Source organism: Sphingomonas sp. BL-S-25 (assembly GCF_055521555.1).
Genome location: NZ_CM145486.1, coordinates 19883 through 38345, shown reverse-complemented (window position 1 = coordinate 38345; position 18463 = coordinate 19883). Strand labels below are relative to the sequence as shown.

Below are 18463 nucleotides of genomic sequence, written 5' to 3'. Positions count from 1 at the left end.
GTCGGAGCAGTGCTCCGGCCCTTTTCGTTTGTGGGGTAAGGGATGCCGGGTCGGGCGGGTCGACGCGAGACCGTGAAGCTGGTCGACCCGCCCTGAATGAAGCGTTGAACGCTCTGGATGTCGCCGTCCTTGCATCGGTCGTGCCAGAAACGGGGAAGCGGGTATTTCCGCCGCCGACGATGGTTAACGCTGTTCGGCGAGCGTTCGAACTGTAAAGTCGGCCGACACTCAGGTGCCTGAGGGCCTGGGCGGACGCGCGGCTTCGGTCATCAGGATCTCGGCAGCACACTGCGTCGCAAGCGTCGCGATCGCCTCGAGCGGCATGCCCTTGTCGATGCCGTGGACATAGCCCGAGGCGAATGCATCCCCGGCGCCATTGGTGTTCGCGATCGGGCGACCGAGGCTGGCCGAGGGAATGTGCAGCCATTCATCGGCGTTGAACAGGAAGGCGCCATGTTCGCCCTGGGTGATCGCGCCGGAAATCCCGCGAGTCCTCAATTCGGTCGCGACCTGCTCGTCGGTCAGACCGGGGAATAATGCCGCCGCCTCATTGCGGTTGATCAGCAGATGGTCGCTGCGATGGAGGATGAACGTGGCGATCTCCGCCGCATCGGCCAGCACGCTGACGTCACCAGGGCAGAATACGATCTGCTGGCCCGCCGGCCGCGCCCGCTCCAGATAGGCGCGCACGCCGCGTTCGGCGCCTGGCCTCAAGAGGAGATAGCCGTCGATCGAAACCAGCTTTTCGTCGGCCAGCCGCGCGGCGCTGTCGAACAGGTCATAATCGACGCCGTGGCAATAGTCGGCGAAGGTGCGTTCGCGGTCCGAGGTGATGAGGGTGTAGATCACCGAATGCGGGCCGTCATAGTCGAAGCCGACGATGCGGACGCCGCGCGCTTCGAGATCGCCGCGCGCGAGGTCGGCGGGCGAATCGTTGCCGAACGGTGCAACAACCGCCGTATCGCTGCCCAGCCGGGCGAGCCAGGAGGCCATGTTCGCGCCGCAGCCTCCGGGAAGCAGACGCGGGGCGATCGCCCCGTCGGCGAGTTCCTCGCCCAGTTCGATGCTGCGATCGACCGGAATGGTCGTGCAGAGCAATTTGCGGATCGCAAACCGATCGAGAAGCGACTCGTCCACCTCTGCGACCAGGTCCACGGGCGCATGGGCGATAATTCCGACGATGACAGCCTCCTGTGGGTACGGTGCGGTCCAACGGGCCCGCTCGCGCGGGGAGAGGGCAGCGACGCGGTTTCGTCAACCCCGTCATATTCCGTTCACCCGGCATTCAGCCCATTGACTACAGACGTAAACGTGCCGATTACAGGTGTAGTCATTGGAAGGGGTGAAGATGACCGAACGCATCAGCGACGCCGAGCATACCGTCATGGAAGTGCTGTGGGACACATCGCCGCTCAGCGCACAGGAAGTGGCCGAACGCGTGCCGACCGAACGCGGCTGGAGCGCCAATACCGTCAAGACGCTGCTCGGTCGCCTGCTCGCCAAGAATGTCATCGCCCATAAGGAAGAGGGGCGTCGCTACCTCTATCGCCCGCTGGTCGAACGCGCCGATTATGTCGCCGGTGAATCGCGCCGACTGATGGACCGGCTGTTCGGCGGCAAGCTGACGCCGCTGGTCGCGCATCTGGCCGAGCGGGACGAGATCACCGACCAGGACATCGCCGAGATCGAGGCCCTGCTGAAGGACCTCAAGTCATGAGCGCCTGGATCGCGGAGACCTTCGTCGCCACCACGCTGCTGATGCTGCTGGTGCTGGCGATCCGTGCGCCGGTGCGCCGCGCGTTCGGCCCCGGGCTCGCCTATGCGCTATGGCTGCTGCCGGTGCTGCGGATGCTGTTGCCGCCGCTGCCCGACAGCTGGCGCGAGCAGAGCGCGGCCCCGGTCGCGGCGATGAGCGACGTCATCACCTATTATGTGATCGACACGGGTGCGGACGCCCCGATCGCCGCGGCATCGAGCGCCGCGCCCGCGGCACCGGCGATCGACTGGATGCTGGTCGCGGCGATGATCTGGGCTGCGGGTGCGGCGGCGTTTCTCGGCTATCATCTGATCGCGCATGGCCGCTTCTGCTCCCGCCTGCTCAGCCGGGCGCGGGTCGACCGCACCGTGGCGGAGGGCAAGGTGCGGGTGATCGAGACCGACGCCGCCCATGGTCCGCTCGCCTTCGGAATCTGGCGCAAATATGTCGCCTTCCCGCGCGATTTCACCGAACGCTATGACGAGCAGGAGCGCGCGCTGGCCCTGGCGCATGAGCTTGGCCATCATGTCCGCGGCGACCTGATCGCGAACTGGGTCGCGCTGATCGTGCTTGCCCTCCACTGGTTCAACCCGGTCGCCTGGCGGGCCTTCCGCGCCTTCCGCGCCGACCAGGAAATGGCCTGCGATGCCCTGGTGCTCGCCGGCCGCGAAGCGGCGCTGCGCCACGCCTATGGCCGCGCAATCGTCAAGTCCGCGCATGGGGGTGCGGTCTCGGCGGCATGTCATCTGCACACGATCAACGAAATCAAAGGGAGGTTACGCATGCTTTCGAAGACCCGGAAAACGTCCCCCGCACGTATCGCTTCGGGTGCCCTGGGGCTGGGGGCGCTGTCGCTCGCCGCACTTGGGCTGACCGCATCGGGCAGCCAGGCCGCGGAGCGCCTGACGTCGAAGGTCGAGGCTGCGACCGGCATCACCCTGTCGCAGGATGCGCCCGCTGCGCCTGCCGAGCCTGAGGCTCCGGCCCCGGCGGTACCCGCCACAGCGCCGGCCGCTCCCGAGCCCGTCGAAGCGGCGCCCAAGGGCGAGCGCATGACCGATCGCGACGCGGTCACCCGGCACGAGGACGACGGCAAGGACGACAAAAAACGCCGCGTCGTCGTCATCAATCGTCCTGGCGTCGATGTGGCCGATATCGACATCCCGAGCAGGATCGAGATCGAGGCGATGATGCCGGATATTCGCTCCGAAAAATGCACAAAGGGCCCCATAACCGGCGAGATGGTGATCTCGCGGCCGTCGAAGGATGGCAAGAAGCCGGTCACGATCATCTGCACCAACCGGATCGAGCACATGGCGCGCGTCGAGGGTTCGATGCGGGGAGAACGTGCCCGCGTCCTGGCGGTGCTGAGCCGTGACAGGGGCCTCGACAGCGCGCTGATAGGCCTGAGGAGCGCCCGCAGCTCGGTTGCGCGGGACGCGACCATGTCGGCCGAGGCCAAGGCGCAGGCGCTGAAGGGCATCGACGAAGCGCTGGCCGAGGTTCAGCAGGAACGTGCCCGCGCCCGCGCCAACAGCATGAACTGATCATCGCAGGATCCGGATCGGTCGCCGGGGTGACCGATCCGACCGGGCTGGCTTTCGGGAGGGGAAGCCCGTCCGCAAGCCAGGGGGAGACGCTCGTTGATGCCCCTTTTCGAGCGTCTCTGGGACGGGGTCGGCCGACGCTCCTTCGCGGTCGGCCCCGCTTTCCAATCTGACTGACGGGGCAGGCGGGGCGATATCGCAATTCGACCATGGCCTTGTGTTCGCTGCCGCGACGGGCCACATCGAATCCATGATCGATGCCCCGACCGGCCTAGCGCAAGCGCTCGATCCGCTCGTGACGCGCATCCTGGCTCCCAATCCCTCGCCCTATACCTATACCGGCACCGAGACCTATCTGGTCGGGACCACCGATCTTGCGGTGATCGATCCGGGTCCGGATTTGCCCGACCATGTCGATGCGATCCTGGCGGCGATCGCGGGGCGTCCGGTTCGCGCCATCCTGTGCACCCACACCCATCGCGATCACAGCCCGGCGGCGGGGCCACTCAAGGTCGCAATCGGTGCACCGATCATCGGCTGTGCGCCGCTGGCACTTGCCGATGCCGGCCCGCGCGCCGACGCGGCATTCGATACCGATTATGCGCCCGACCGGGTTCTGGTGGATGGCGAGACGCTGTCAGGCGAGGGCTGGACGCTGGAGGCGGTGGCGACCCCGGGCCATACGTCGAACCATCTCTGCTATGCGCTGCGCGAGAATGGCGCGCTGTTCACCGGCGATCATGTCATGGGCTGGTCGACCACGGTCATCGCGCCGCCCGATGGCGACATGGCAGCGTTCATGCGCAGCCTCGACCGGTTGATGCAGCGCGATCAGGACAAGATCTATTATCCGGCGCATGGCGACGCGGTCGAGCGGCCGCACCGTTTTGTCCGCGGGCTGATCGGGCATCGAAAGCAGCGCGAGGGGCAGATCCTGCGGCTGCTGGGCGGCGGGCTGGAGGATATCCCCGCGCTGGTCGCGCGCATGTATGTCGGGCTGGACCCGCGTTTGATCGGCGCGGCCGGACGGTCGGTGCTTGCCCATCTGATCGACCTGAAGGACCGCGGGCTGGTCGAGGCGGAAGGAGAGACATGGCGGATCGCAGCCTGAGCAGCGGGTTCGACGGCCCGGTGCCGACCGGACGCGAAGACCCGATCGGTCCCGAACGCGGCGACGGGCTGGGCGGCGGCTGCCTGAAGCTGATCGCGGGGTTTGTCGCTGGCATCCTGGTGCTCGTGCTCGCGGCCTGGGCGGCGAGCGATTATCTGAAGCAGCGCTTCTTCGCGCCCGATCCGGAGACGATCGCGACGTCCAGCCTCCAGGGGCTGCGCGAACAGAACCGGCTGTCGACCTTTGCCGCGCGCTATGTCGCCGTCGTCACCTCGTCGCAAAGCCGGCTGGGCCTCAGCGCGCAGAAGACGATGATCATGCCGGGCAATGTCCGCTACGAGGTCGATCTGGCCAAGCTGCGGCAGAAGGACGTGGTCTATGACAAGTCGACGGGACGCCTGACCATCACCTTGCCGCCGGTCGAGGTCGTCGGGCCCGATGTCGATATCGACAATATCCGCAGCTATGGCGAGGGCGGCATCCTGATGACGCTGACCGATGTCGAGAAGCGGCTCGACGATGCCAATCGCCAGGCGGGTCAGAAGGAACTGGTCCGCCAAGCGCGCGAGCCGATGCCGATGCGGCTGGCCCGCGATGCGACGCAGCGCGCGGTCGAGAGCAGCTTCGCCATGCCGCTGCGCGCGGCGGGGCTGAAGGCGGAAGTGACGGTGCGCTTCGCCGACGAGCCGGTCCGCGACGGCGAACGCTGGGATGAATCGCGTCGCCCGGAGGACGTCATCGCAAATATGCGCTGAAGCGGGCCCGTCTTCCCGATTGTGAAGATGTCGGTGATGCGGTAAGTTGATCGCCAGCGAGTCCGGGGGGACCTGAAGATGGCGACACTTATCGGCCATGCACCGCAAGTCGCACGCGACGACCGTTTCTTCGTGACGATGGCGCTGGTGATTGCCGGCCTGAACATCATCGGCTTTTCATTTCATTTCGCGATGGGCCGATCCAGTTTCGGCGCGCCGCTGCTCATTCACGCCCATGCAGTGATCTTCTTCGGCTGGATCCTGATCTATGTGCTGCAGACCTGGTTCGGGGCGAGCGGGCGGCTGGCGCTGCACCGCACGCTCGGCTGGATCGCGATGGGGTGGATGGTAGTGATGGTGTGCGTCGGCGTGACCGTCACGCTGGCCCTGGTCCAGCGCGGGGCGGTGCCGTTCTTCTTCACGCCCGCCTATTTCCTGATCATGAACCCGATGACCTTGGTCGTGTTCGTCGGGCTGACGGTCGCCGCGATCCGGCTTCGGCGCCGGACCGACTGGCACCGCCGGCTGCATTATTGCGGCATGGCGTACCTTTGCGCGCCAGCCTTTGGCCGGTTGCTCCCGCTCCCGCTGCTGATCCCCTATGCGGGATGGGCCGTATTGATCGGCATGCTGACGCTGCCGGCAATCGGCATGATTGCCGACACGCGGCGGACCGGTCGGGTGCATCCCGCCTGGTGGTGGGGCGTCGGCGCGATGCTGGCGGGGCATGCCGCGATCACCCTGATCTCGGCGAGTGCGCTCGGGCAGGCGCTCTATGCAGCCGTCGTGGCGGGCACGCCAGCGGCGGCCGTTCCGGGCTATGCCTATCCGCCTTTTCCGCCAATGCCTTGATCCGGCGAGCCTGTCGGGCCATGTGCAGCCCCGACAAGGAAGGGATCGGCAATGGACGCACGCAACGGTATCGGCGGTAGCCTCTCGGGGCTCGACCTGCGGGCCGAGATCGACCGGCTGCGCAAGGAGCGCAACGCCGTCATCCTGGCGCATTATTATCAGAAGCCCGAGCTTCAGGATCTGGCCGATTTCGTCGGAGACAGCCTGGACCTCAGCCGCAAGGCCGCGGAAACCGATGCCGATGTCATCGCCTTTTGCGGCGTGCGCTTCATGGCCGAGACCGCCAAGATCCTGAGCCCCGAGAAGATCGTCGTGCTGCCCGACATGAACGCCGGGTGCAGCCTGGAGGACAGCTGTCCGCCCGAGCAGTTCGCCGCCTTCCGCGCGCAGCATCCCGATCACATTGCGCTGACCTATATCAACTGCTCGGTCGAGGTGAAGGCGCTGAGCGACATCATCGTCACCAGCTCGTCGGCCGAAAAGATCCTGTCGCAGATCCCGAAGGACCAGCCGATCATCTTCGGGCCGGACAAGCATCTGGGCGGATACATCAACCGCAAGATGGACCGCGACATGCTGCTCTGGCCGGGTGTGTGCATCGTCCACGAGGCGTTCAGCGAAACCGAGCTGCTGAAGCTTAAGGCGCAGCACCCCGACGCACCGGTCGCGGCGCATCCCGAATGCCCGCCGCATGTGATCGACCATGCCGACTATGTCGGATCGACCAGCGGAATCCTGGCCTATGCCCAGGCGATGGATGCGGACACGCTGATCGTCGCAACGGAACCGCACATCATCCACCAGATGGAGAAGGCGGTTCCGCACAAGACCTTCATCGGCGCGCCGGGTGCGGACGGAAACTGCAACTGCAACATCTGTCCGTACATGGCGCTCAATACGATGGAGAAACTGTATCTGGCGCTGCGTGATCTCGAGCCGCGGATCGAGATCGAGGAAGGCATGCGGCTGAAGGCCCGAAAGAGCCTGGACCGCATGCTGGCGATGGCCAGCGCCACGGTCGGCATGGGAGACCTGGGCCCGGTGAAGATCGCCAGCGGCGACTGACCCGGATAACAGTCAGACCGGTCGGCTGAGCGAGCCGACCGGCGACATATTGCCCACCTGTTCTGATCATGGATCACTCCGGACCTACTCAAATTGAGGTTTTCGGGTTGTCCGTTCATGTTCTTTGGTCAAGCTGCGATGCCAATGCATACGCAACTCTCGCCTCGACACGCTGACGGTGCCGTCCTGCGCGGAGACGGAGGGCGCCTGCTTGCCCGGCTGTTGGCCGAGATGCACGCAACCGCGTCGGCCTCGAGCATTCGTGCCTTTGACGGTGACGTCAATCGCGCAATCCTGTTCATGGCGATCGCTCGCGAGAGCGGTATCCTGTCCGGGCTGTCGGGCGGCCATGCCGTGCCGGAAGGGCGGGGCCAGGGGCGGGCGATCAGCATCAATGCGCTGGCGGCATCGATGTCGCGTCCGTTCGAGACGGTGCGCCGGCATGTCAACGCGCTGATCGACGACGGCCTGTGCGTGCGGACGGCAGCCGGGGTGATGGTGCCGGCGGTGGTCCATTCGCGGCCCGACGTCGCGGCACAGTTCCGCATTCATCATGACGTGCTGGTCCGGCTGATCGAGGACATGGCGTGGTTCGACATGCCGTTGCCCAAGACGCGGGCCTCGGTCCGCTATGACTGGCGTACCGGCCTGGTCGCGGCGCATGATATCCTGCTCACCGGCCTCGAATTCCACGCCTGGCGGTTTCCGTCATGGCTGGACCTGGTGCTGGTCGCGACGATCCTGTGCGCAAACGCCCGTCCGTTCGTCTATGATCGCGACGTTGCGCTGCGCTTTGCCGAGTTCGACGCGCCGCCGCTGGACGGAATGCGCGTCCCGGTGCCGGCCAGCTTCATTGCGCGGGCGCTGGGGTTGCCGGCCTCGACGGCGCAGCGGCGGGTGAACCTGCTGATCGAGGGCGGGGCGCTAGTGCGGATGCCCGATGGCGTGATCGTGTCGACCCCCGCCGAAGAAGATATCGCGACGATCGCCGCCAGCCGCACTAGCAACGACCATACCCGCCAGATCTTCGATCGGCTGGCGGCAGGCGGGTTCCGGTTCGACGATCCGGCGCGCTGCTATCTGGAGTCACGACCCCAGCCGACGCCGTTCCACTGAGGTCAGCGCCATTCCTCGGCCTGGACGAGGTCGGCCGAATACATGTTCACATATTGCACGAGGCGCGGCACCTGGTTGTGATTGGGGCTGGCGCCATGAGGCAGCGCCTGGTGCCATATCACCATGTCGCCGGCATTGCCGCCCACGAAGATCGTCTCGCCGCTCAGATCGACATCACGCGGGTTTTCGGGATGCTCGGCAAGGAAGGCCTCGATCCTGCGATGAAAGCCGGGCGCGAGTTCGATCGCGCCCTGATCGGGCGCGGTGTCGGTCAGGTACAGGATGGCCTGGGTCGCGAAGGGAATCGGCAGGGCCAGGCTGACGTCCCAGTGGCGGCGGATGCCGAGCCCCGGTGCGACATGAGCGACCGGCGGATTGAAACCCAGCCGGTCGATGATCGTCCAGAGGTCGGGCGTGCCCCATAGCTGGGCGAATGCCTTGTGCACGCGCGGCGACCGGCGCGCCGCATCCAGTCCGGGGCCCTGGAAGCGTTCGATCATGATGGTGTTCTCGCGGCCATACCAGCTGGCCCGATCATCCGGCCGGGCGCCTATGGTTTCGTAGACCAGCGCGGCCATGACCGCGGCCTCGTCGGCGGAAATTGCCTGACGCAGGATGACATAGCCGTGCTCGTCCCAATGCGCGATATCTTCGGGCGACAGGACGTCGGGCATCGCGCTGATCGCGTCGAACCGGCGCTGTGTCGCCTCGGGCGGCGGCGCGCCGTCCAGCCAGGCATGATAGCGCTCGATCGCCTCCGGGTCGGGCAGGCCTGTGACGCTCCTGACCCAGTCTTCGAAGCTGTCATAATCGGGCCGCTGGCGATGGAGGTGGCCAAGCGCCTGGCCGAGCCCGAGGCCGAGGATATCAAGCCGGACCCGCGCCGCCATGTCGAGCGGCTGCCGGGGGCCGCGGCCGGTGGTTCCGTCGACCCAGGCGCGCAGCCCGCGCATCCATTCGCGGGTGGTGGTGGTATCGAACATGGTCACCGGATCGGCTGGTCGAACATCAGCGCGCCGACATATTTCGCCGGCGGCGAGCCGTGGCTGAGCACCGCATCGTTGTAGGCCTTGAGCGCGAAGGACTCGCCCTGCCGCCGCTTCGCCTCCTCGCGCAGCGCCATATGCTCGGCATAGCCGGTGAAATAGCTGAGCAGCTGGGTCGAGCTCAGGCTGGCGCGCACCCATTTTCCGGCGGCCTCGCGCTCCTGCTGGAACGCGCCCTTGGTCATCAGCGTCATCGCCTGCTCTCGCGTCATTCCTTCGGTCTGGATGCCGATGTCAAGCAGTGAGTTGGTGACCGAACGCAGGCGCATCTTGAGCACGGTCAGCTTGAACAAGGGATCTCCGTCCAGATAGCCCGTGCCCATCATCATCCCCTCGGCATAGACCGCCCATCCTTCGACGAACGAGCCGGAGGACAGGACCGCACGCAGCACCGAGCGATTGTCGTTGGAATGAGCGATCTGGAGATAATGGCCCGGCATCGCTTCGTGGATGCTGAGGTCGTGGATCATGTAATCATTATATTCGCGCAGGAACGAGGTCGCCTGCGCGTCGCTCCACTCGTCGGGGATCGGCGAGATGGCGTAGAAGGTATCGAGATTGCGCTCCAGCGCGCCGGGACTGTCGCAATAGGCGACCGAAAAGCCCTGCTGGAATTTGGGCATGGTGATGATCTTCACCGGCGTGTCGGGCACGGTGACGAGATTCTTCGCCCGGACGAAGGCGGTTGCCTCCGCCAGAGTCGCCCTGGCCTTGTCCATCAACTCGGTACGGGCCGGCCGCTTCGCATAGCTCAACTCTAGCGCAGTCTCGATCGCGGCTTGCTGCTGATCGGCGGTCGGCGCGTCGGGCAGGGCAGGGGCACCCGGCCGGCCGGCGAGGACGGTGCGGGAGATGCGATACATCTCCGTGCGGATGTCACGTGCGGCCGTTTCGGCCTTGGCCTTGATGTCCTGCCGGGTCAGGTCCGACTGGAGCGCGAAGCGCAGCTTCTGGTCATACAGTGCGGCGCCCAGGCGGAAATCGCCCTTGGCCTGCGGCACCAGGACCGTGTCGATCCACTTCTGATGCTCCGCAACGGCGGTCTTCAGACCGGCGAGCGCGCGATCGAACCGGGCCTGGTCCGCCTTGGGCAGGGTGTCGCGATGCGAGGCGAGCATCGTCTCCGCGATTTCCACCACGCCGCTGTTCTGGCGCGAGACGGTTTGGGCATAGACTTCGGGCACGCGCGCCGGGACCAGCTGGCGCCGGGTCTCGGCGAAGAGCGCAGGGAGCTTCTCCATTCGCGCGGTCGCCGATTTCAGCCGGTCGGGCCAGGGGGCGAAGTCGCGCGCGGCAAGTCCGTAGAGCGCGCCGCCGGCAATATCGTTGTAGATCTGCGCGTCCCATGCCCAATTCTGCAGCGTCTCGATCTGCCAGAGATCGTAGCGCAGGGCATTGTCGAGCAGGGCGGCGTCGACCTGGCTGTCGCGGCTCAGCGTCGCGCGATCGATCTTGCCGAGTTCGGCGAGCAGGTCGCGGTCGAACCGCGCCGCAGCCGCGCGACCGGCAGCACTGATATCGGGGAGCGCGCTGTCATAGGCGTGATTGCCGAGCGTCGTGGCGTATGTCGGCGAGAGCCGGGCGAGGCCGTCGATATAGCGCTTCGAAAGTGCCGCGAATTGGGCTTCGGCGGGCGAGGGGGCCGCCTGTTGCGCCTGGATCGGCACGGAGCCGGTCGACAGCGCGGCGCTGGTAAGAAGCCCGGCAAGGATGAAGCGCATGGAAACTCCCCTGGTCTGAGTGCGCGAGCCTAGCGGGGCGGGGCGGTCGGGGCTAGGGGAGCTGCATGACCTTTGCACTCGACCATTTCGACCTCGACGCCTTCGTCACTTCGACCCTGGCGGAGGATCTCGGCGACCGCGGCGACATCACGTCCGCCGCTGTGATTCCGGAGGACGCGATGTTCACCGGGGTGATGGACAGCCGCGATGCGATCACTGTCGCGGGCCTGCCGATCGCCGAGGCGTTCTTCCGCCGGCTCGACCCCGATGTGGTGATCGAGCGGCTGGTGGAGGACGGGCAGAGCGTTGCCGGCGGCACCGACCTGATGCGGCTGCGGGGCAGGGCGCGCGCCCTGCTAACGGCGGAACGCTCGGCGCTGAACACCGTCCAGCATCTGTCGGGGATCGCGACGATGACGCGCGACTATGTCGATCGGTTGGTCGGCACCGATGCGATCCTGCTCGACACGCGCAAGACGCTACCGGGGCTTCGCGCGGTCGAGAAATACGCGACCCGCATGGGCGGCGCGACCAACCATCGCATGGGCCTGTGGGACGCGGCGATGATCAAGGACAATCACGTCGCGGTCGCCGGATCGGTCGAGGCGGCGGTCCGCCGCGCGGTGTCGGCCGGGATCGAGCAGATCATCGTTGAGGTGGACGCGATCGACCAGATCGAACCCGCACTGGCCGCCGGGGCGACGCACCTGCTGCTCGACAATATGGCGCCGCCGGTGCTGCGCGAGGCGGTCGCGATCGTCGGCGGTCGAGTGCCCACCGAAGCGTCGGGCGGGGTGCGGCTCGACACAATTCGCGCCATTTCGGAGACAGGCGTGACCTTTGTGAGCGTCGGCCGCTTGACCCAGTCGGCGCCCGCCGCTGATATCGGTCTGGATTTCGTTCAGGACTGAGGATCGGATCGATGGGCAAGCGCATTCCGGCAATCGCGACGGCACTGCTCGCAGTCGTCGCTCCGGCGGCGGCCTCGGCGCAGGCTCTGGTCTGTCGTCCGCCGGCGCGACCGGATATTCCGAGACCGGATCTGCCGAGCGCATCGCAGCCCAAGCGCGTGGTCCCGATCGGATCCTATACGCTCGCGCTGACCTGGAACCCGGGATATTGCCGCGCCAATGGCGGCGATGCCGACAGCCGGTTCCAGTGCGGCGGCGGCAACCGGTTCGGCTTCACGCTGCACGGACTGTGGCCCGATGGCCGCGGGCGCGAATGGCCGCAATATTGCACCCGCGCCGAAATCGTGCCGCCCCAGGTCATTCGCGAGACGATGTGCTCGACCCCCTCGGTGCAGCTGATCCAGCATGAATGGGCCAAGCATGGCACCTGCATGGGCGTGACGCCCGGCGAATATTTCGGGACGGCGCGGCGGCTCTATTCGGCGCTGCGCTACCCGGACATGAACGCGCTGTCGCGCCGGCCGTTGACCGTGGCCGGGTTCAAGCGGGCCTTTGCGAGTGCGAACCCGTCGGTGAGGGCAAGCGCGATCCGCGTGACGCTGACGCGCGATGGCTGGCTCGACGAGCTCTGGCTCTGCCTCGACACGCGGATGCGCTACGAGACCTGCCGCGCGGGAAGCGGCGGCGCCCCGGACCGGGCTCGGGTGAAGATCTGGCGCGGCGGTCGCTGAGCCGCGCCACGCCTCGTTACAGGTCGATCGTCACCGTCGAGGGATGATGCTTGTCGAGATGCTTGCGGATGATCCGCAGGTTGCGGGTGTTCGAGCGGAAAAAGAAATCGGGCACGATGCCGATGACCGGCACCAGGCCGAGCAGCCAGTCGATGCCGACATTCCCCGCCATCCGCACCATCGCGGTCTTGGGCATCTTCAGGTTTCGCGCTTCCCAGACCATATAGCCGCCCAGCGCCGCAGCGATGAAGCTGCCACCCACGGGAATGATGTCCAGAATGACGTCGAGCCCGACCGTCTGGCGCGTGCCGGGAATGACGAAGCTGCGTTCGAGCAATTTTTCCATGGTCTCGACGCGGGCCCGGACGGCAGCCGCGTCATTGCCCAACAGTCCCTTGCCGATCAGACCCGAATCCATCCGCGTCGTCTTCGCCATCGCCTATTCGACCTCGTTGCGCAGGCGGTATAATGGGTGCCAGGCCCGACTATTCGCCTGCCAGCCGGTTACCCTCTGGGTCACGATCGACCAGCGGAAGGGCTGTGCGATCGGAATATAGGAAGCGTCGTTGGTGAGTGCGAGATCGGCCTCGGCAATTCGTTGCGAGCGGTTCGGCAGGTCGGCGGCATCGCGCGCTGCCTCGATCGCAGCCATCGCCTGGGGCGAGCATAGTCGGCAGGCGGTGACCAGGAACCAGCGGCCGCTGTCATAGGGTGCGACCTGGTCGATCAGTTCGAGATCCGCCGGCTCGCCCAGCGCCACCCGCTGCGGCACGATACCGATGTTCAGCATCGACTGCGCGATTGCGCCCCAGGCCAGCGTCGATCCCTGGCCGGGCGGAAAGGCGATTCGCAGGCGCAGCTTGCCGGGATGCTCCCGCTTCCAGGCTGCAACCAGTTGCTGCGCGGGAATCAGCCGGGCGACACCGGGAATGGCGCTCCAGATCGGGGTAGCGGGCGGTCCCGCGGAATCGAGTTGCTGGGGAAGGAGCGTCTCGACGGGCTTCCAGTCCGGATGAAAGGTGCGAGTCAGCGCCTCGCGGTCGATCGCCATTGCAACCGCGTTGCGATTGGCCGCGTCCGCCAGGAACCCGTCGCGCGAGACGATCGCCAGTCCGAACAGGCCTAGTGCGGGATCGATCCTGAGCCGCTCGGGCGGAATTGCAGCGGCCCAGACGAGCGGCCATTCGGCATAGGTCCCGCCCAGGACCGCATCGACCAGACCGTCGCGAAACCGTGTAACCGCGCGCGAGGCGCGCTCGCCGCGCAGCAGCACCGGCGTGGCAAGGCGGGGGCGGGCCCCATCCGTATCCGCCTGTGCGTCGGGGTCGCGCGCGGCTGTCAGTAGGAGCGCGTTCCCCCTGGCCTGAGCAACCATCGGTCCGCTGCCGAGCCGGTTCCTGCCGGCGGTGCGAAACACCGCCAGCTCGGGCTGGGCGAACAATTTCAGCAAGTCGGGCCGCGGGCGCCGCAACCGCACCTCGATCACCTGCGGCGTCATCTCGACGATTTCATCGATCACCGCCAGGAACGGCGCGAGGCTGTTGCCGCTTTTCGCTTGTGCCGCCTTGCGCAGGACACGGACGACCTCCGACGCGGTCACCGGCGATCCGTCGGACCATGAGGCATCGCGCAGGCGGAAGATATAGGACAGTCCGTCGTCGGTGACGGTCCAGCGCTCGGCCAGTCCCGGCTCGATCTGTCCGGCGCCGTCGAAGCGCACCAGTCCCTGGGCGGTGGCGGCCATCAGCGCACGGTCGGGCGGGCTGAGCGGTGAATTGTCGGGATCGCCGATCTGTGCCCGCTCTCCGATGACGCTGACCGTGATCGGCTTGCCCTCCTGCCTCGCATCGTCGCACGCCGCCACGGACAGGGCGAGCGCGGAGGCGAGAAAGACGCGGATCATCAGGGGCTCCGGTTGGCGACTGGCCGGAGGTGTATGGGCGGGAGACGGTGTTGGCAACCGATGCCGGCGCCGAAACCGTCACCCGCAAGGTGCTGCGCGCTGTGCTTTATGGTGCGGACGGCGGGACTCGAACCCGCACGCCCCGAGGGGCAGAAGATTTTAAGTCTCCGGCGTCTACCGGTTCCGCCACGTCCGCATCCGGGGCCCAGCAAGCGCAGGGCGGCGGACCCGTCAACCTGAATCAGTCGACATTGAGGCGCGCGCGCATTTCCTTGCCGGGCTTGAAATAGGGGACGCGCTTGGCATCCACTTCGACCGTTTCGCCGGTGCGCGGATTGCGTCCGGTGCGGGCATCGCGACCACGGGTCGAGAAAGCGCCGAAGCCGCGAAGCTCGACGCGGCCATCCTCGGCAAGTCGCTCGACGATCTCGTCGAAGAAAACCGATACGATCTTTTCAACTTCGCGGATCGACAGGCCGGGATTTTCCTCAGCGAGCGCCTGCACGAGTTCCGAACGGATCATCCAAGATACCTCCCATTGGCGCCGCAGAAGACTTTCCACGGCGACCACCCCTCGGGCGCACCGTTAGCGCGCACTGGGGATTTGCATCAAGGCGCAGATGACCGAAATCTAACAAAAATCAACAGAAGAAGGGGGACCGGCGGCTGCCGATCCCCCAACTGGATCAGTTCTTCTCGCTGCGGGCCTTCAGGGCCTCGCCGAGAATGTCGCCCAGCGAGGCGCCCGAGTCGGACGAGCCATACTGCGCAACTGCCTGCTTCTCTTCGGCGATCTGCATCGCCTTGACCGAGAAGGTCGGCTTCTTCGAACGGTCGAAACCGGTGACCATCGCGTCGAACTTCTGGCCGACCTGGAAACGCTCCGGACGCTGCTCGTCGCGGTCGCGGCCGAGATCGGTGCGCTTGATGAAGCCGGTCGCGCCATCGTCGCCCGCCTGGACTTCAAGGCCCGCGTCGCGGACTTCGAGGACGGTCACGGTGACAACCGAGTTCTTGTTCAGCTTGTCGCCAGCCGCCGGCGAGGCGACGCCGCCACGCTCAAGCTGCTTCATGCCGAGCGAGATGCGCTCCTTGTCGGGCTCGATCGCGAGCACGACGGCCTTCACCGTCTCGCCCTTGCGATGCAGGTTCAGCGCGTCCTCGCCCGAAATGCCCCAGGCGATATCCGACATGTGGACCATGCCGTCGACGTCGTTGTCCAGGCCGATGAACAGACCGAATTCGGTCGCGTTCTTGACTTCGCCCTCGACTTCCGAGCCGACCGGATGCTCGGCTGCGAAACGCTCCCACGGATTGGCCTGAGCCTGCTTGAGGCCCAGCGAGATGCGACGCTTTTCCTCGTCGACCTCGAGCACCACGACTTCGACTTCCTGCGAGGTCGAGACGATCTTGCCCGGATGGACGTTCTTCTTGGTCCAGCTCATCTCCGAGACGTGGACCAGGCCTTCGATGCCCGGCTCCAGCTCGACGAACGCACCATATTCGGTGATGTTGGTCACGCGGCCGCTCAGCTTCGCGCCCAGCGGGTACTTGGCCGATGCGCCATCCCACGGATCGCTCTCGAGCTGCTTCATGCCCAGCGAGATGCGCTGCGTATCGCGGTTGATGCGGATGATCTGCACCTTAACCGTGTCGCCGATGTTCAGCATCTCGGACGGGTGGTTGACGCGCTTGTAGCTCAGGTCGGTGACGTGCAGCAGGCCATCGATGCCGCCCAGGTCGACGAACGCACCGTAATCGGTGATGTTCTTGACGACGCCGTCGATCACCTGGCCCTCGGCCAGCGACTGGATCAGGCCCGAACGCTGCTCGGCGCGGGTTTCCTCGAGCACCGCGCGACGCGACACGACGATGTTGCCGCGCTTGCGGTCCATCTTCAGGATCTGGAAGGGCTGCGGAATGTCCATCAGCGGGGTGACGTCGCGCACCGGACGGATATCGACCTGCGAACCGGGCAGGAACGCCACGGCGCCGTTCAGGTCGACGGTGAAGCCGCCCTTCACGCGGCCGAAGATCACGCCCTCGACACGGGCGGTCTTGGCGAATTCGGTTTCCAGCTTGTCCCAGGCGGCTTCGCGGCGGGCGCGGTCGCGGCTGAGCATCGCTTCGCCATTGGCGTTCTCGACGCGGTCGACATAGACTTCGACTTCGTCGCCAACCTTCAGGTCGGCCTTCTGGCCGGGGGCGGCGAATTCGCGAAGCGGCACGCGGCCTTCGCTCTTCAGGCCGACGTCGATGACGGCCAGGTCGTTCTCGATGCCGGTGACGGTGCCGATGACGACGCGGCCTTCGAAGCCGTCCGCTGCGCCAAGGGTCTGTTCGAGCATTGCCGCGAAATCGTCGCGGCTCGGGTTCGGCGAAGTAGCCATATGAGGTTCAATCCCAACTAACAGTTTTTCCGGCCGGCTGGTTGGTTCCAGCGGTCTTTAAAGGCCGAAATGCCGCGGCGGCCCCATGCCGGACGCGGCATCCCTTGCGCGATGAATTACGAGGGAAGTCCCATACGCATCGAGAATGCGAAAAGGGCGCATGGGCCGTGCCCAGCACCTTCCCCCGCGAGTCACGGCTCGCAGGATGGGCGCGCACATAACCCCTCGCGGTGCCATAGGCAAGCGAGGCCGCTACTTGGTCTTGAACGCCTTCCAGGTCTTGAACCGGCCGGTCGGCCGCGGCGTGCCGTCCAGCCGGTCGACTCGCAGGATGGTGACGGGGTGGAGGATCATCTGCCCGCGCATCGCCCCGTCTCCGCCGCCTGACGGCTTGGCGAGGATCCGCTTGGCGACGTCCATGCCCGAAACCACGTGTCCGAAGGCAGCATAGCCCGGATTGCCCGGCCGAGCGTCGAGCCCCGGATTGGCACCGATCATGATCGAGAAATTGCCATTGCCCGAATTGGGATTGGCACCGTGAGCCATGGATACCGTGCCGTCGACATGCTTGATGCCCGTGATGCTGGTCGGCTCCAGCGGCAGCGGGTCGAGCATGCGCCGCGCCTCCGTCCCGATCCCGCCCTGGACGAAGCCGAGCTTGGGATCGGCGGTTCGGCGCGCCGCGCGGTAGAAACGCGTGCCCTCGAACCGGCCGTCATCGACATAGGCCATGAAGTTGGTGGTCGTCTTGGGCGCTCGGCGCGCATCGAGCGCGAGCACGATATTGCCCTCGCTCGTCACGATCCGGACGCGGACCATGCCCGGCATTGGCCGGCCCTGGTCGGCGGGAGCCGAGGCGGTCAGGCCGAGCAGCAGGATCGCGGCGAGCATCGGGTAGCGCATCGAACGGACTTCAGTCGGCGTCGGTGCCGGCCTTGGCCGCCATTCGCGTCTCGACCAGCGCGATCGCCCGCTGGACCGCCGCATCGATCGACAGGAAGCTGGTGTCCAGCAGTACCGCGTCGTCGGCCTGCTTCATCGGCGCATTGCTGCGTTTGGTGTCGCGCTCGTCGCGCGCCCGAATGTCGCCCAGCACCTTGTCGATGCTCGCCAAGATGCCCTGCTTGCGCAGTTCGAGATGCCGGCGCTGCGCGCGGATCATCGGCGTCGCCTTGACGAACAGCTTCACATCGGCGTCCGGAGCGATGACGGTGCCGATGTCGCGCCCGTCGAGCACGGCACCGCCCGCCTGATGTGCGAACTTCTTCTGGCGCAGCAGCAGTGCGGCGCGCACCAGCGGATGCGCCGACACGATCGATGCGGCCTTGCCCGCATCCTCGGACTTGAGCGCCGGGTCGTCGAGCAGCTGGTCGTCGAAGCTGCATGCGGCAACCGCATCGGCTTCGTTCGTCGGATCGAGGCCGTTCTTCAGCACCGTCGCCCCGACCGCGCGGTACAGCAGGCCGGTGTCGAGATGCGGCAACCCGTAATGTTTCGCCAGCGCGCGGGCGATCGTGCCTTTGCCCGAGGCTGCCGGTCCGTCGACTGCGATGATCATG

General features: G+C 66.3%; 18 protein-coding genes and 1 tRNA gene. 9 read left to right on the top strand and 10 right to left on the bottom strand.

Annotated elements, in window-relative coordinates; genetic code table 11:
- Positions 1–228: 228 nt before the first annotated feature.
- Positions 229–1155, bottom strand: coding sequence for a carbohydrate kinase family protein (locus ACZ1H8_RS00220; protein ID WP_465179404.1), 927 nt, complete (start codon positions 1153–1155; stop codon positions 229–231).
- Between the two features lie 193 nt (positions 1156–1348).
- On the opposite strand from ACZ1H8_RS00220, the gene ACZ1H8_RS00215 reads away from it, so the two are divergent.
- The 7 genes from ACZ1H8_RS00215 to ACZ1H8_RS00185 all read left to right on the top strand — a co-directional run bounded on the left by ACZ1H8_RS00215 (position 1349) and on the right by ACZ1H8_RS00185 (position 8202).
- Entirely contained in the window at positions 1349–1717 is a 369-nt protein-coding gene (locus tag ACZ1H8_RS00215; RefSeq protein ID WP_346245788.1) for a BlaI/MecI/CopY family transcriptional regulator, read from the top strand.
- Positions 1714–3303 carry a M56 family metallopeptidase gene (locus ACZ1H8_RS00210; RefSeq protein WP_465179403.1) on the top strand — a complete coding sequence of 530 codons (1590 nt, stop codon included), beginning with the start codon at positions 1714–1716 and terminating at the stop codon, positions 3301–3303. The genes ACZ1H8_RS00215 and ACZ1H8_RS00210 overlap by 4 nt, the downstream gene beginning before the upstream one ends.
- A 250-nt stretch (positions 3304–3553) precedes the next feature.
- Positions 3554–4414, top strand: coding sequence for an MBL fold metallo-hydrolase (locus ACZ1H8_RS00205; protein ID WP_465179402.1), 861 nt, complete (start codon positions 3554–3556; stop codon positions 4412–4414).
- Complete coding sequence (locus tag ACZ1H8_RS00200) at positions 4396–5169, top strand: DUF4230 domain-containing protein (protein ID WP_465179401.1); 774 nt, start codon at positions 4396–4398, stop codon at positions 5167–5169. The genes ACZ1H8_RS00205 and ACZ1H8_RS00200 overlap by 19 nt, the downstream gene beginning before the upstream one ends.
- A gap of 78 nt (positions 5170–5247) precedes the next feature.
- The gene (locus tag ACZ1H8_RS00195) at positions 5248–6021 is read left to right on the top strand and encodes a hypothetical protein (protein ID WP_465179400.1); all 774 of its coding nucleotides are present in this window, start codon (positions 5248–5250) and stop codon (positions 6019–6021) included.
- A 51-nt stretch (positions 6022–6072) separates the two neighbouring features.
- Positions 6073–7086, top strand: coding sequence for a quinolinate synthase NadA (gene nadA, locus ACZ1H8_RS00190; protein ID WP_465179399.1), 1014 nt, complete (start codon positions 6073–6075; stop codon positions 7084–7086).
- Between the two features lie 231 nt (positions 7087–7317).
- The gene (locus tag ACZ1H8_RS00185; protein WP_465181450.1) at positions 7318–8202 is read left to right on the top strand and encodes a helix-turn-helix domain-containing protein; all 885 of its coding nucleotides are present in this window, start codon (positions 7318–7320) and stop codon (positions 8200–8202) included.
- Positions 8203–8204: 2 nt separating this feature from the next.
- Here ACZ1H8_RS00185 and ACZ1H8_RS00180 read toward each other — a convergent pair whose 3' ends face one another.
- Together ACZ1H8_RS00180 and ACZ1H8_RS00175 are read right to left on the bottom strand one after the other, a co-directional pair.
- Positions 8205–9185, bottom strand: a complete 981-nt coding sequence (locus ACZ1H8_RS00180) for a phytanoyl-CoA dioxygenase family protein (RefSeq protein WP_465179398.1) — start codon at positions 9183–9185, stop codon at positions 8205–8207.
- A gap of 2 nt (positions 9186–9187) precedes the next feature.
- Positions 9188–10969 (bottom strand): DUF885 domain-containing protein, encoded by a 1782-nt coding sequence (locus tag ACZ1H8_RS00175; protein ID WP_465179397.1) that lies wholly within the window; start codon positions 10967–10969, stop codon positions 9188–9190.
- 65 nt (positions 10970–11034) lie between these two features.
- On the opposite strand from ACZ1H8_RS00175, the gene nadC reads away from it, so the two are divergent.
- Both nadC and ACZ1H8_RS00165 read left to right on the top strand, forming a co-directional pair.
- Positions 11035–11880 (top strand): carboxylating nicotinate-nucleotide diphosphorylase, encoded by an 846-nt coding sequence (nadC, locus tag ACZ1H8_RS00170; protein ID WP_465179396.1) that lies wholly within the window; start codon positions 11035–11037, stop codon positions 11878–11880.
- Between the two features lie 11 nt (positions 11881–11891).
- Positions 11892–12611 (top strand): ribonuclease T2 family protein, encoded by a 720-nt coding sequence (locus ACZ1H8_RS00165; RefSeq protein ID WP_465179395.1) that lies wholly within the window; start codon positions 11892–11894, stop codon positions 12609–12611.
- A 16-nt stretch (positions 12612–12627) separates the two neighbouring features.
- On the opposite strand, the gene ACZ1H8_RS00160 is transcribed toward ACZ1H8_RS00165, so the two are convergent.
- The 7 genes from ACZ1H8_RS00160 to cmk all read right to left on the bottom strand — a co-directional run bounded on the left by ACZ1H8_RS00160 (position 12628) and on the right by cmk (position 18462).
- The gene (locus ACZ1H8_RS00160) at positions 12628–13047 is read right to left on the bottom strand and encodes a DUF4112 domain-containing protein (protein WP_465179394.1); all 420 of its coding nucleotides are present in this window, start codon (positions 13045–13047) and stop codon (positions 12628–12630) included.
- 3 nt (positions 13048–13050) lie between these two features.
- Complete coding sequence (locus ACZ1H8_RS00155; RefSeq protein WP_465179393.1) at positions 13051–14514, bottom strand: ABC transporter substrate-binding protein; 1464 nt, start codon at positions 14512–14514, stop codon at positions 13051–13053.
- A gap of 109 nt (positions 14515–14623) precedes the next feature.
- Positions 14624–14710, bottom strand: a tRNA-Leu gene (locus tag ACZ1H8_RS00150).
- 45 nt (positions 14711–14755) lie between these two features.
- Entirely contained in the window at positions 14756–15037 is a 282-nt protein-coding gene (locus tag ACZ1H8_RS00145) for an integration host factor subunit beta (protein ID WP_465179392.1), read from the bottom strand.
- Positions 15038–15200: 163 nt separating this feature from the next.
- Positions 15201–16904, bottom strand: coding sequence for a 30S ribosomal protein S1 (gene rpsA / locus ACZ1H8_RS00140; protein WP_465179391.1), 1704 nt, complete (start codon positions 16902–16904; stop codon positions 15201–15203).
- Positions 16905–17156: 252 nt separating this feature from the next.
- Positions 17157–17807: a peptidylprolyl isomerase gene (locus tag ACZ1H8_RS00135; protein WP_465179390.1), complete on the bottom strand. Its 651-nt coding sequence runs from the start codon at positions 17805–17807 to the stop codon at positions 17157–17159.
- Positions 17808–17817: 10 nt separating this feature from the next.
- On the bottom strand, positions 17818–18462 hold the full coding sequence (cmk, locus tag ACZ1H8_RS00130) for a (d)CMP kinase (RefSeq protein ID WP_465179389.1): 645 nt from the start codon (positions 18460–18462) through the stop codon (positions 17818–17820).
- Position 18463 lies beyond the last annotated feature (1 nt).